General features: G+C 47.7%; 9 protein-coding genes. 2 read left to right on the top strand and 7 right to left on the bottom strand.

All coding sequences use genetic code 11. The features are described from left to right. Positions 1 to 36: 36 nt before the first annotated feature. Positions 37 to 1,656 carry an NAD(P)/FAD-dependent oxidoreductase gene (locus tag NIAKO_RS25785; RefSeq protein WP_014221392.1) on the bottom strand — a complete coding sequence of 540 codons (1,620 nt, stop codon included), beginning with the start codon at positions 1,654 to 1,656 and terminating at the stop codon, positions 37 to 39. Positions 1,657 to 1,817: 161 nt separating this feature from the next. On the opposite strand from NIAKO_RS25785, the gene NIAKO_RS25790 reads away from it, so the two are divergent. After that, positions 1,818 to 3,059: a hypothetical protein gene (locus NIAKO_RS25790; protein ID WP_133055300.1), complete on the top strand. Its 1,242-nt coding sequence runs from the start codon at positions 1,818 to 1,820 to the stop codon at positions 3,057 to 3,059. Here NIAKO_RS25790 and NIAKO_RS25795 read toward each other — a convergent pair. After that, entirely contained in the window at positions 3,056 to 4,090 is a 1,035-nt protein-coding gene (locus tag NIAKO_RS25795; RefSeq protein ID WP_014221394.1) for a LacI family DNA-binding transcriptional regulator, read from the bottom strand. The two genes, NIAKO_RS25790 and NIAKO_RS25795, sit on opposite strands and share 4 nt — an antisense overlap. Before the next feature lie 225 nt (positions 4,091 to 4,315). Between NIAKO_RS25795 and NIAKO_RS25800 the strand changes: the two genes are divergently transcribed. Beyond that, on the top strand, positions 4,316 to 6,262 hold the full coding sequence (locus tag NIAKO_RS25800) for a heparinase II/III domain-containing protein (protein WP_041347315.1): 1,947 nt from the start codon (positions 4,316 to 4,318) through the stop codon (positions 6,260 to 6,262). Positions 6,263 to 6,347: 85 nt separating this feature from the next. Here the strand turns inward: NIAKO_RS25800 and NIAKO_RS25805 are convergent, their stop codons facing one another. The 5 genes from NIAKO_RS25805 to NIAKO_RS25825 form a co-directional block, all read right to left on the bottom strand. Beyond that, positions 6,348 to 7,385 (bottom strand): Kelch repeat-containing protein, encoded by a 1,038-nt coding sequence (locus NIAKO_RS25805; protein ID WP_014221396.1) that lies wholly within the window; start codon positions 7,383 to 7,385, stop codon positions 6,348 to 6,350. Between the two features lie 228 nt (positions 7,386 to 7,613). Then, positions 7,614 to 8,603, bottom strand: coding sequence for a DUF4466 family protein (locus tag NIAKO_RS25810; RefSeq protein WP_014221397.1), 990 nt, complete (start codon positions 8,601 to 8,603; stop codon positions 7,614 to 7,616). Positions 8,604 to 8,710: 107 nt separating this feature from the next. Beyond that, positions 8,711 to 9,106 (bottom strand): hypothetical protein, encoded by a 396-nt coding sequence (locus NIAKO_RS25815; protein WP_014221398.1) that lies wholly within the window; start codon positions 9,104 to 9,106, stop codon positions 8,711 to 8,713. Positions 9,107 to 9,196: 90 nt separating this feature from the next. Continuing rightward, the gene (locus NIAKO_RS25820; RefSeq protein WP_014221399.1) at positions 9,197 to 11,083 is read right to left on the bottom strand and encodes a RagB/SusD family nutrient uptake outer membrane protein; all 1,887 of its coding nucleotides are present in this window, start codon (positions 11,081 to 11,083) and stop codon (positions 9,197 to 9,199) included. Positions 11,084 to 11,094: 11 nt separating this feature from the next. After that, on the bottom strand, positions 11,095 to 14,226 hold the full coding sequence (locus tag NIAKO_RS25825; protein WP_014221400.1) for a SusC/RagA family TonB-linked outer membrane protein: 3,132 nt from the start codon (positions 14,224 to 14,226) through the stop codon (positions 11,095 to 11,097). Positions 14,227 to 14,299: the final 73 nt, after the last annotated feature.

Consider the following 14,299-nt stretch of genomic DNA (forward strand, 5'->3'; position numbering starts at 1 on the left):
TCAGAGTTCCTAGTTCAGAGTTCATTTCTCTGTTTTTCATTTTTCATTCTTCATTTCTTTGTCCTCTTCATGATACTCCATCTCCGTATTGATAGACCAGATATTTGATTTATCGGCAATGCCGGCAACGATGTTGTCTACTGCCGTCATAGCAGTAAGCATGGAGTGGTCGGAGTTGTTGTATTTGTGCATGCCGTTGCGGCCGATGAGATATAAATTTTGAAGACCGTCAACAAAATTCCTGATAACATCAAAACGGTCGTAGGTGCCAAAGTAGGCCGGATAGGTTTTTTCCATCCGCAGCACGGTGGCATCCAACAGGTCTTCCTTCCGGGCAAGTCCGATCTTCTCCAGTTCGTTGATGGCGGTTTCCTTAATTACTTCTTCGCTCTGGTTCCAGAACTCGTCATCCCGGTTGCAAAAGTATTCCATCCCAATCCAGCTGGTGGTGGGGTCTTTTACCAGGAAAGGACTCCAGTTATTAAAGATCTGCAGGCGGCCCACTTTTACATCTCTCTCCTGCACATAGATCCAGGTATCATCGAGGCTAAGATTTTGATAACTGCCTGTAGATTTATTGGGAACAGAAAATTGCTTTAATAATAAACCTACCGTAATAAAATCGCGGTATAACAAACCAGCCGCAACTTCCCGTACATCGTCCGGTACGCCTAACATGCCACCAATCAATTCATTTACGGGCATGGTAGAGAAAAAGTAATCGCCTTCCCAGGTTTTCGATTCCCCGGTTTCTGCATTTACGGAGTGAACGGCTGTAACGCCGCCTTTATGATTGTCTAAACTTGTTATCTTTTGATGGAAGATGATTTCACCGCCCATGCTTTCGATCTGCCGGGCAACTTCTTCCCACAATTGGCCGGGTCCCAGTTTGGGATACAAGAAGCGTTCGATCTGGCTGGTCTCTACATTTTTTTGCGCAATATCCCGGATGTCGTTGTTCTTACGCTTCAGTGCATGCGCTATTGCCTTGGTAATGGATACGCCTTTGATCCGCTGCGCGCCCCACTCTGCAGAAATTTCGTTACAATTAACGCCCCAAACCTTTTCGGTATAATCTTTAAAGAAGGTTTTATATAAGGTTTTACCAAACCGGTTGATCATGAAGTCTTCCAGCGTTCTTTCTTTCCGCCGCGGAAACAGCCTGGCAAAGGTGTAAGAGAAGCCAATTTTTATAGTACGCCAAAGCCCCAGTTTGCGCAGGGTACCGGCCGACAAATTGAGCGGATAATTAAAGAACTGACGCAGGAAATAGATGCGCGACAACCGGCGGCGCAACAGCATTACCTTGTCCTTGTCAACAGGCGCTTTGCCTGCCGTTTCAGCAGGATATAATTTACGCGACCGGTTTTGATAGTTAATATTTACTTCGCCCTCGGTTGTTTTATCAAGCGGCATAAACTGGAACCACCAATCCATTACCCTGTCTGATTTTGAGAAGAACCGGTGTCCGCCGATATCGATGCGGTTGCCTTTGTAGTTTACGGTCTTGGAGATGCCCCCGATGTCCCCGGTTTTTTCCAGGATGACGGGTTTTATGTTTGTGCGTGTAAGTAGTTCGTACGCAGCTGTTAAACCAGCCGGTCCTGCACCAATAATAATCGCTTTCTTGTTGAGTTTAACAGTGTCGTGTTTCATGAAATAGGGGTGTGAAAGTAATATAAATTTTCCACGTGTTTATGTTTTCTTCTTTACATTTGAACATGTTACGCATCCCCACCCGACCCCGGACAACATTTTTCCAACTCATTGCTGTTGTTCTTTTTGTTTCCTGGCTGGTTTTACTTTGTGTTCAACCTGTGAAACTTTCGCCCGATTCCGATGGGTACCTGGAAACGGCCAATCACCTGACTGATAATTCTACCAGCCGGCCTTTATTATTTCCGCTTTTACTTCGCATAATAAACACCCTGCACCTGAAACAAAGCATTGTTTGTTTCTTTATCAATATCCTGAGCCTGCTGAGTTTCTTCCGGCTTTGCGGCCCCAACAAAAAACTATTTTCGCTAACAAATATTGGGATCCTCATCGGGTTTTTCCTGCTGCCCGCTACCTGGAGTTATTGCGGCGCCTGTTTAACGGAGTCCATTCTGTTTGCAGTAGAGATCTGGATCGTTATTTTCTTATCCTTACTTTTTTTTCCCAAACGTCCTACATCCCTGGTATCGATTATTATATATTCCCTGGCCATCGCCCTGCTTGGCACTTTGTTAAAACCCTGGATCATGCTCTTCGTTGTGGGCTGCAGTGTGTTGTTTGCCGTGATGGCCTTGTTCGGTAAAGCATTCCGCACTGCCAGAATACCAGCCTTAGTGCTGTTTATTATAACTACCGGCGCTTTTGTCTTCAGCTATAAGTACAATATGAGCAAGAGCTCTTCTTCAGCCAATATCGTGTACCTGCTTGCCAACTCCAATAAACTGGATGAGCTGAAAGCAAGAGTCCAGGACAAGAAAGGCCTTACACCAGAAGAAGCCCGTTTTACCAGCCGGGTTATTGACGACATTCAATTGCTTAAAGACCAATACAACAGCGACCCGCTAATAGCACCGATGGAGGCATTAAAGGTGCTGAAAGTTAACGACAAAGCTTATGCGGATACGATAAACAGGGCATTTAAGATTGCTTACTTCCAGAGAAGTAAAGACGCAATCAACCTGGTGGGTTTGTCTGTTGAAAGATATGTGCAGGACACCCAATTAGGGCTTACCTGTCTTGACATTTGTTATGGCCCATTTATAACTATCCTTAAAAAGAACGGCGTATACTTTGCCATTGCCCTTGCCGGGTTAACCCTTATTTACTGGTTTATCCAAAGGCGCAGGAAAACGGGCCCTGCAGTCAAAAGGCCATTATCCCTCTTTGGTAAACAGGTACTTATTTTTGCTGGCATCCTTCTTTTTACTTCCATCTTTTTTGCCTTGTTCCTGGCTGTTTCTGGTGGGATTGAGTTAAGACGCACGGTTTTGCCGGCAGTTCTTTTCCAACTGATAGCCATCAGCTACCTGATGATCAACAGACGTGAATTACTGAAGGCTTAGGTACTCATCCGCCTGATCAGTTCTACCGGTACTATAATAGGTTCCGGCGACAACACATCATTGCCGTTGTCGTTCTTCAGGCGTTTCAGTACTTCCATTACTATCACCTTGCCAATTTTCACGGGGAATTGTTCTATGGTGGTTATGGAGGGACTGATGATGGCTGAGCGCGGATCGTTGGAGTAACCGACGATGCGCAAATCCCCGGGAATTTTAATGCCTACTTCCTTGGCGTATTCGAGCACCGTAATGGCGGTTACATCGTTGGCGGCCATGATGGCATCGGGGAATGGCGCCTTTGCAAACAAGCGGTACATGGTTTTACGGGCATTGTCGGCCGTTAACTCGTGATAAAACACCCAGTCTTTATGAATAGAGATCTTATGCTGGGTCATGGCCTTTTCAAAACCGGCAAAACGATCGATATAAATATTACAGGTAAGCGGTCCCGAGATATAGGCAATGCGTTTGCAACCTAACTGGATCAGGTGGGAGGCTGCCAGAAAGCCACCGCGAAAATCATCACCCTTTACAATACACGCGGGATAAGGCTGCACCGGCACCCGATCATAAAACAGTACCGGGATATCGTTCTCCGTTAAAATATCAAAATGACTGAAGTCGTTTGTAAATAAAGTGCAGGCGGCAATCACCGCATCAACCCGGGACGCATATAACGTTCGCGCCAGGTCTTTTTCCATTTCAATAGAATCGTTCGACTGGCAAATGATGAGGTTATAACCATGCGCATGCAAGCCGCTCTGGATAGTGGTGATCACTTCGGTATGCACAAACATCGAAAACTTTGGAACGATCAACCCTACCGTATTGGTTCTGTTGGTACGCAAGCCCGAAGCCATTATATTGCGGGTATACCCGGTTTTTTCAACAAAGGCCATTACCCGGTTACGGGTAGTGGTATGTACATGCGGGTGATTGTTCAGAACCCGGGAAATGGTTGCTGGCGATAATTTCAGCGCTTTGGCTAACTCCTGGATGGAATTCTTACTGGTCTGCTTGGGGGTCTTCATTGACTGCAATCGTTTACGGAAATTTCAATGGCTTAAGCGCTTCAAACTTGGTAAAAATTGATGGAATCGTTTTCAGAATAAGATGATTTATTTACTGAAACGTTTTCGTAAAAAAGCGGGCGGCAGGCGCAACTGTTTTTGTGTGGCAGTCCATCTTAAAGGGTTAAATTTAACGAGCGCCCGCCAATGACGCCGGGCAGGCTTCACCTAATTACTTACTGCTATATGAAAAAAACGATGCTTTTCCTGGCCATCCTTGGATGGCACCTGCAAACAACCGCACAGCAAAACCTGTTGAGTGCAAAGTATACTACCCAGCAATTGCAGGAAATACTAATACCGCTGGCCAAATGGACACCCTTTCCCCGCATTACCGACCGGGCCGGCTGGGTTAAGGTAGATGAGGCCACCATGCAGGGCTGCATAAAACAGGCTGCCGGTTATCTTACTTATCAATGGCCTTCCATTCCGGCCACCACTTCCCTGCTTATTGAGCGCACCGGCGACCGGGCCTCCTACGAACGAATCAGTTTTGAAAAACGCTTTGTGCTTGGCACGTTGATCATGGCCGAGGTATTTGAAAACAAAGGCCGGTTTATAGACCCCATTATCAATGGCATCTGGAGCATTTGTGAAGAATCGTGGTGGGGCGCCTCTGCTCACCTGCCGCGTGATAAGGACCACTCCGGACTGATGGATGTTTCGCAACCTTTTGTGGAACTGTTCGGCGCCGAAACGGTTACCTACCTGGCATGGGCTGATTACTTTTTGGGTGACAAACTGGATGCGGTATCGCCCCAGATCAGAAAACGCATTTACTATGAAACCAATAACCGCATCTTTCAACCGCTGATGAACAAACCGCATGGCTGGATGGCCGCCTCGGCAAACGGGCGTCCGCCAAACAACTGGAACCCGTGGATCTGTTCCAACTGGCTGAACGCCGCCCTGCTGCTGGAAAAAGACGCCACCAAACGCACGGCCATGGTAGCTAAACTACTGAATGTGCTGGACCAGTTTGTAAATCCCTATCCGCAGGATGGGGGTTGTGATGAGGGCCCGGGCTACTGGGGCGCCGCCGCGGCTTCGTTGTATGATAATATCTCCATGCTGAACCTGGCCACCAATAATGCCTTCACGTATGTATACGAAAATGAAAAAGTAAAGAATATGGCCCGCTTCATTTACCGGGCACAGATAAGCGAGCAATACTGGCTGGATTTTGCCGATGCCGATCCGCAACCGGGTATGGCTGCCAGTATGATCTACCGCTTTGGAAAAGACATTCACGATACCAGTATGATGCAGTTTGGCGCTTATTACCGCCGGCCTGATGATGGGCATATAGGCCGGTTCCATTTTTTCAGGAACCTGTTTGAAATGTTTATGCAAAACGAATTTCAACAATCGGCGCAAAGCCTGCCCCTGCCTGCCGATGTTTGGTTCCCCGGCATCCAGGTAATGATAGCCCGCGATAAGAACGGCAGTACCGACGGCTTGTTTGTAGCCGCCCAGGGCGGTCACAACGATGAAAGCCATAACCACAACGATGTGGGCAATTACATTGTTTACTATAATGGCGGACCAGTGCTTATAGATGTTGGCCGCGGCACCTACACCCGGAAAACGTTTAGCGATAAACGCTACGACATCTGGTTCAACTGTTCCGACTATCATAACACGCCCACCATCAATGGCGCCAATCAACTGCCCGGCGCCAAATACAAGGCGGAGAACGTTGCGTATAACAAAGGCAAGTCGTTTGCGGAATTGTCGCTGGACATCTCACATGCCTATGCCGAACAAGCCGCTGCTACCAGCTGGCAACGCTCCATCAGGCTGAACCGCGGTAAGAATGTGGTAGTGAAAGATATTTACAAACTAAACAGCACCAACAGCATTACCGAACACCTGATGACCTGTTACCCCGCCGAGGTTAGCAAACCGGGCGAACTGGTTATACATTGCACGCCTCAAAAAGGCGATCCAAAAGACATGGTTATTCAATACAATCCCAAACAAATGCAACCAACTGTTGAAAAGGTAGCTTTAACTTCCATGGAGGACGTAGGCGTAAAAGAAAAATGGGGTGATAATATATACAGGATCAATTTTACAGTTACTGCTCCCAGGACAAATGATGCTATTGAGTTAATTATTGCACCGAAATAATAACAGCAGGCCTAAAGGTTAAAGCTGAAAGCCTAAAGCAACACCGCTTTAGGCTTTCAGCTTTGGGCTTTTAGCTTATTACATATTAATCATTATCTACTTTAGGAGTAACCGGATTAAACTCAAACATATTATCCAAATAGAGTGTACCGGTTTGGCCGGTTAACACAAAGGCCCGGTTCTTTACGGTAAAGGCAACAGCGCCTTCGCGGGTCCTGGCTTCAAAGCCGGTATACTCTTTCCAGGTATCTGCATCGGCATCGTAAGCCCAGGTACTGGCGGCATACGATCCGTTTATACCCGTGGCGATATACGCATATTTATCCCGGGTAAAGGCTACGGCATTCTGCCTGGCAATAGTTGTATAGTGATCGTCGTAGGAATCATTGCTGAAATTATACAAAGGACGTTTGGTGGTCCACTGGTTATGATCGGCATCGTATTCGTACAGTTCTTTTTGAACTTCGGAATTATTGGTGCCGGTGACTAAATAACCTTTATTGTTTAAGGTAAATGCAACGCCCTGGTAGGTCTTGTGTGCAAAGCTGGCTTTTTCTTTCCACTGAAATCCCCTGGGCTGGGTAGGATCAAATTCAAAACAATCATTAAATGCCTTGTTGCCATCATAGCCGCCACATACATACGCTTTGCCATTAATTACAAATGCCGCTGCATCATACCGGGCATCGCCAGGCAGTGAATCTTTTTCCGTCCAGCTATCTCCCACCGGATCATACTCCCAAAAGTCTTTCAGGTTATCATCACTTTTAGTATCACTGTGGTAACCGGAGCCTACATAACCTTTTCCATTGATGGCAAACGCTACCGCGCTGTTGCGGCCCATGGATGGAACCGGTGCTTTTTTGGCCCAGTTCCCATTGGTTACATCAAAGGCATACATATCGTTATAGTTGCCGTTTTTTGATACGCCCGTTAATACATAAGCGATATCATTAATAACAAACGATACGGCTTCGCTTCTTGAATCGCCTCGGAAATCGGGGGCGGTGCTCCAGTTGCCGGTAATATTACCGGAGCTGTCATTGGGCTTATGACAAGCCATCGTAATACAGGATACGCACATGATAAATAAGAGTACAGGTTGGGTGTAACTTTTTCGCATACTTAATAAAGTTTGCTTAAAACTATCCCGTTAGTTTACTAATGGCGTCTTAAAATCGATTACTTAGTTGCGTTTATGGATTGAAGTGGAGATTAAATCTGTTAGTGAGGTTTTGTCATGAAAAGTTGCATAGTGAGTTGTCAGTAGTGAGTTGTGAGTGAACTCGCGATTATTCAGAAATCTGACAAGTCGGGAACCCACTCACAACTGACAACTCACAACTGACTACTACAATGTATACCGCTTAATACCAACCACCGCATTCTTGGTAGTAGTACTGGCCGTGTTAAAATAAACGTAGGCGCGGTATTTATGATCGGTGGTTTCTACCCATACGCCGGCTTCCTGTTTCAGGTTGATGGCGTAATTGGGATCGTTTGTCATATTCAGTTGCTGAAAATCGGGGTCGTCTATATAGATCCCATACTGCATCTGCGCCAGGTTGTAATCCTGCAGGTTAAATACTTTTCTTACATAGGTGCTTTTGTTTACGCCGGTGGGCAGGGTAACACCCGGTAAATATTGCGGATCGGCGGCAGGCGATACCAGGGCGAAGTTAAAGGCGCTGGTGGTAATGTTGCGGTACAGGTAAACCAGGTCAATGCTGCCGGCCCTGGCGGCGGCATCCGCTGCATTGTACGCCGCCATATCAGCGATGGAGATGTACATCAGTCCGCCATCGGTAAGATTAATCCCTTTTTTCATGTCCATTTTTGCAATGGTATACGGTCCCATTTTATACGAGACCGTTTCACCATCGCTGCTTTGAGCTGAAAAAGTAAAGGATACGGATTGTCCACGGGCCTGTTCAGGAATTACATAGTAATACCGCAGCGTAGCTGCATTGGTGTCTTTATTAAAGGTAACGGTGGTTACATTTTTACTGGTTACGGACGCGCTGCCTACGGGGATGCCTATATCAACCCCGGAATTATTCGTGTAGTACGAATTATTTTCCATCCAGGTGCCAACGGCACCATCGATGGAAGCTTCCACGGTGGCATTGGTAAGCTTGCCTTTTTCGGCAATGATGGCCATGGCATAGGCAAACTCAATGGTTTGGCCAACTATATTAGGCCCCTGCGTTCTTTTTATACAATCGTTTTGCAGCGTATCTTTTGGCGTGGGGATCTTGTAGTCCTTTTTGGTACAGCTGCTTAATGAAAACAGGCCCCCGAGTAGCAGAGTGCTTATTGTATTTATAAGTTGAAGTCGCATAGTTTGTATGTTTTTCGTGAAACGTGAAAGGCTGAACTACTGCCAGGATTCCCGACAAATTTCATCCGCGCTGCGGCGGTTTGCCGTTTCCCGTTTGCCGTTTGCCGTTATCGTGGTTGAACAGTTATTAAAACCTGGTACGTTTTGCTGATCTGTCTGTTGCCTGAGATCACGGTATATTGTTTGGGATTAGCCAGATCGGAAAAATCAACTTTGCCAACGATCTTGGGATCCAGCTTGCAATCGGTGGCCAGCGTAAACTGCGGGAACAGGTTCTTCAGATCGGTACCGAACTGCACGGTCACATTTACCGTTTGGGCAGTAGTATCAATAACCGGCTGCTTGGTCAATACGGTTACATAATCAGCGCCCAGCAATTCAAAATTGCTTACATAGCACTCCTGCCGGGTTGTTATCAATAAGCCATCGCCGTCTACGGGATGGTCTTTGCTACAAGAGAAGACACTTAGTATTATTAAGGTGCTTATGATTATACGTTTCATTTTTTCTTTTTTTTGAGTTCCAAGTTCAGAGTTCCGAGTTCAGAGTTTCGGGTTCAACCTGGAACCTGAAACTTTGAACTGATTAACTGGTTACCTCCAGGGAACATTCTGCGTCAGATTCGGATTTCTGTCTCTTTCCGATTGCGGGATCTTGAAAATATAATCCTGCTGGTATTCGCGGAAGGAGGTGTTCTGGAAATACCGTTGCGCCTGTGCCCCCCAGGTATCGTAGCGCCATACACCGGCGGCATTGCCCGGGCCTACCCATCTTGTTTCAATCACGCGCCAGCGGCGAAGATCGAAGGAGCGTTGTCCTTCCCCGATCAGTTCTACTATTCTTTCCTGTTCAATAGCGTCGAAGAAAACACCGGCACCGGATGTTTTAGCCGCGGCCAATGGTGGCAGGTTGCCCCTGTGCCGTACTTTGTTCACCAGGTCAATCGCATCGGGCTGCGGACCACCTACTTCGTTGCTGGCTTCGGCATACATCAGGTACACATCGGCCAAACGAATTACCGGCCAGGCGTAATCGCCATCGCTCCGGCCCTGCCCGGCATAGTTGCGAACGAATTTGCGGAACACAAAGCCCGAATTGGAACCATCGGTATTATACGTGATGTAATTCTGGCCGCCGATGGTTACATTGGCGCCCCATGTTTTGTAGATAAAGGGGCACATGCCTGTTGACGCCAGGGATACCATGCCCAGGCTCATTTCATAATCCCATTCAATGGTTGATTTACACCGGTAGTCGCGGTTGGCATAACTGGCAGGGTTGACTGCCGAGTTAACCCGGGTGCGGGCATCTGCCACGGTGGTGGGGTTCAGCCCAACCAGCTTGGGAGCAAAATCACCAGTAGTAAGCAATTGATAACGATCGGCTATTTCAAAACGGGGCGATACCCAGCATTGTGACCCTTCGTGCGAACGGCCGGCAAAGTCGCGCATCAGTTCTTCGCCCTGGTTGGTGCCGGTGCCGCCATGGGTAAAATACAGCAGGTTTTCCGGATCGCCATTGGCCTTGGGCGTAAACAAATAATAATAGTTGGGTAATTTATCGGCTTTGCCCAGCGTATCAATATCACCCGGCTCACCGCCTTTATATAAGGTAAGTCCGAAGTTGGTGGCTACATTTTTAAAATCGGCCGCTGCGGCAGTGAAGGCGGCAGTCGCTTCTGTCGCATTCTGCGTAAAACCTTCCAGCTCGGGCCAGCCATTCTTTTTCCAGGAACCCCAGTATAAATACACTTTACCACGTAAGGCAAGGGCCGCTGTTTTTGCCATTCTTCCAACTGCCACGTTGGTAGAGGGTGCCGGCAGTTTGTTATAGGCGTAGGTAAGATCGGCAATAATGGAATCTTTTACCTGGCTGATAGGCATACGGGCCAGATCACCGATTTCCACATTGGCATCATCTACACTACTGCTCACCGTGTGGCTGAGAAAAGGCACATCGCCCCACATGCTGATGAGTTTGAAATAACAAAGGGCACGCAACAGGCGGGCTTCCCCTATAATGTTTTCCAGGTTGGGCACCGAGGTGGCGCCTGCCGTTTGCAACATGTTGGTTACATTATCAATTACATAGTTGGCGCGGTTAACCCCGCCATACAGGTACTTGAACATTTTATCGAACGAGCCGCCATAACCGGTAGGGTTGTAATTGCCATTATAATACGCATCACCCAGGCGCAGGTTATTGTTAGTGGCGCTGTTGGTGCCACTGCGGTCGCGGAAATATTCACCCTGGCCATCGAAATAATAATCACGATCGAAGCAAGGCCTGATGGAAGCATAGGCTCCCATCAGTGCATACGTTGCATCAGCTTCAGTTTTCCAGTACTGGGATATCAGGATCTCGGTGGTTGGGTCCTGGTCAAGGAGTCCCTTACGGCAGGCAGTTTGCATTAATACAAAGCCTGCCAGGATAATAAAAACGGGTATTCTTATAGATATAGTTGTATTTCTTTGTTTCATACTGCAGCAGTTTATAATCCTAATTGTACAGACAGGGCATACGATTTAACCAGCGGATACATGTTGTTGTTACTACCCGCTTTTTCGGGATCCAGTCCCCGGAACGAAGTAATGGTAGCGATGTTTTCAGCAGTACCGGCTATACGCAGGCTGGTGATGCCGGCCTTACCTATGAGCTTTTTGGGAATATTGTAGCCCAACTGCACATTCTTTAAGCGGATGTAACTCATATCATCGAGCCAGAAGGTGCTCATACCGGCACCGGTAGCACCTGTTGCCTGGTTGTTGCCACTACCGCCTAAGCGAGGCCATGCGCCGCCGCGGTTGTCCCACGACCAGGGCAGGTTCCAGTGGTCCCAGGTAGATGCATACCGGGCTGTGCTGAAGTTGGTGTTGTTGAATGCATTCAACCAGAAATCTTTCCGGCCGGCAGCGCCCTGTACCATAAAGGCCACATCAAAACCTTTCCAGCTGGCATAGCCGTTAAAGTTTACATAAGTGGTTGGCCTGTCGCGGGCAATGTTTGTATAAGCCCGCATATCGTTGGCATCGATGCGGCCATCGCCATTGATATCTTTCCGGAGGATGTCGCCGGGTTGTGCGCCCTGCGGTGTATTCTTGTAAATATCTTCCCAGGTTTGCGCAATGCCAATGGCTTCATAAGCATACACAAAATTATAAGGCATGTCGAGGAAAATGTTGGCGTTTGAGTTGACAGAACCTCTGCCGATGTACTCATTCCATTTTTCGAGTCTTGTCTGGTTGTACGAGGCATTCAGCGTAAGGGCATAATTCACGGTGCGGATATTGTCTTTCCAGCTGATCGTTCCTTCTATACCCCGGTTGCGCAGGTTGCCAATATTTTTACGGGGTGCATTATACGCACCCGATAACAGGATCGACAGGTCTGACGGCCGGTTCATACCGGTGGTGAGGCGATCGTAATAATCAAACTCACCGGTAAGGCGGTTGTTGAGGAAGGCCAGTTCCAACCCCGCATTCATTACAGTGGTCTTTTCCCACGACAGGCCAACATTCATCAGCTTGCTGTTCACAAAACCGCGGGTAACATTGCCATTGATCATATACAGGTTGTTGGCCAGCGTTTGTTGTTGTTCGTACCTGTCTATCCCGCTGTTGTTACCCAACCCGCCATATGACAGGCGTAACTTACCACTTGTTAAAAACTTATCGGTAAACTTATTGATGAACTTTTCTTCGGTAAAGCGCCAGCCTACGGCTACTGAGGGAAAGAAGCCATACTGGTGACCGGGCAGGAATTTGGATGAACCATCTACCCGGAAATTACCTTCGAGCAGGTATTTGTTAAACGCGGCGTAGTTAACCCTGCCAATATATGAACGCAAACCTTCGGTATTGGAAGTACCACTGGATGATACCACGCCGGTAAGTGCGGCATCTACTTCATGCAGGCCCGGGAACAGGCGGTCGTTGCGTGAACTTCCCTGGCTGCGATCGTACCAGTATTCCTCGCTGTACACAAACAGGGCGCTGATGTCGTGATTGGCAGCAATTGTCGTATGATAGTTGAGGCGGCCATTCATCATGGTTTTGTACCCGTTCAAAGTAGTGTTGCTGATACCGGCATTGGCGCCTACATACACGCGGCTGCCGTAGCTGTTGGTTTGAAAGTTGAATGCCTGGTTGGGCATATTGGCATTATAGGCAAACTGGTTGTAATAATTCAGCGAGTAATCTATGGTTCCGGTCAACCCTTTAACAGGCGTCCAGTCCCAATACATCATGGTATTGGCCTCCTGGCGAGTTTGGCGGTTAAGACTGTTGATGTATAAAGTATAGGGGTTGTATGCCTGGGGATCTTCGCCATAAGCCATTACCCCGCCGTATTTATCGGTGGTAGGATCGTAAGGCAAAATACCCGCAATGGCATATTGCATATCGGTACCGGCAGTGTTGCTGGGGTCTGCATCGGTAAAGCCATCTTCCAGCGCGTAGGTAAGCTTCGACCAGTTACCATTGAATTTTACACCGGTGTTCATATTGTTACGCACCTTGTAATCGAAATTGAAGCGGGCGTTGTACTGGTTGTAATCGTTGTTGATCTGCAAACCGGCTTCGTTGCGCGTGCCTACCGAGATAAAGAAGTTCGATTTATCGTTGCCACCTGTTGCGCTCAGGTTATAGTTCTGGTATTTTCCATCGCGGATGATGATATTCCACCAGTCGGTATTGGGGTAGCGAACGGGATCAATCATGCCCAATGCCATCCACTGGTCGATGGTACCATTTTTAAAGGTCTGGCTGGCAGGCAGGGTATTGGTAGCAGCGCGGCGTTGTTCCAGGGTTAAAGCCCGGGGATAATCGGCCATAAAAGAATAGGCCTTAACCGGTTTTTCCACCGCCATATTGCCGTTGAATGTAATGGCGGTCTTTCTGTTTCCCTTACCGGTTCTTGTGGTAATCAGAATTACGCCGTTGGCGGCTCTTGATCCGTATACCGATGCGGAGGTAGCATCCTTCAACACCGAGATGGTTTCAATATCATTTACGTTAATGCGGTTGATGTCTACATCAGGCATCCCGTCTACCACTACGAGCGGACTACTATTATTTACCGTTCCCAAACCGCGGATCAACAGGGTGGCGCCGTTGCGGCCGGCCATACCGGTGTTTTGCACCGCAGCGAGGCCAGGCACCAGGCCGCTTAACCCGGCCGACACGTTGGGCACTGAACGGGTGGTTATTTTTTCATCAACATTCACGGTACCTACGGCGCCAACCAGGTTTACCTTTTTCTGGCGGCCATACCCTACCACTACCACATCGGTCATGTTGGATACTTTCAGCTTCAGGGAAACATTGTACTCCGTGCGCTCATCAACCGGCACTTCCACAGTTTCGTAACTGGTTGAGGTGAATACGAGAATAGATCCGGGCGATGCGCTGAGGGTAAAAATTCCTTTGGTATTTGTTTTGGTACCAGTGGTTGAGTTTTTAATTACAACAGAAACGGCAGGAACGGGCGCATTGGTTTCGTCGATAACCGTACCTGAAATCGTTTTCACCTGAGACACAGCAAAGAATGGGAGGAATAACAGGGGCAAAAGCAGCTTGGGAACGGGCAGGGGGATCCTGGCCCGCATGTAGCAAGTAAATGGCATAAGCAATCAGTTTTGTGTTTTAGTTTAACCAACTCAAACTTGATAAAAAAAGCTGGAATCGTTTTCATAACCG

Origin of the sequence: Niastella koreensis GR20-10 (assembly GCF_000246855.1) — a bacterium.
GTDB lineage: Bacteria > Bacteroidota > Bacteroidia > Chitinophagales > Chitinophagaceae > Niastella > Niastella koreensis.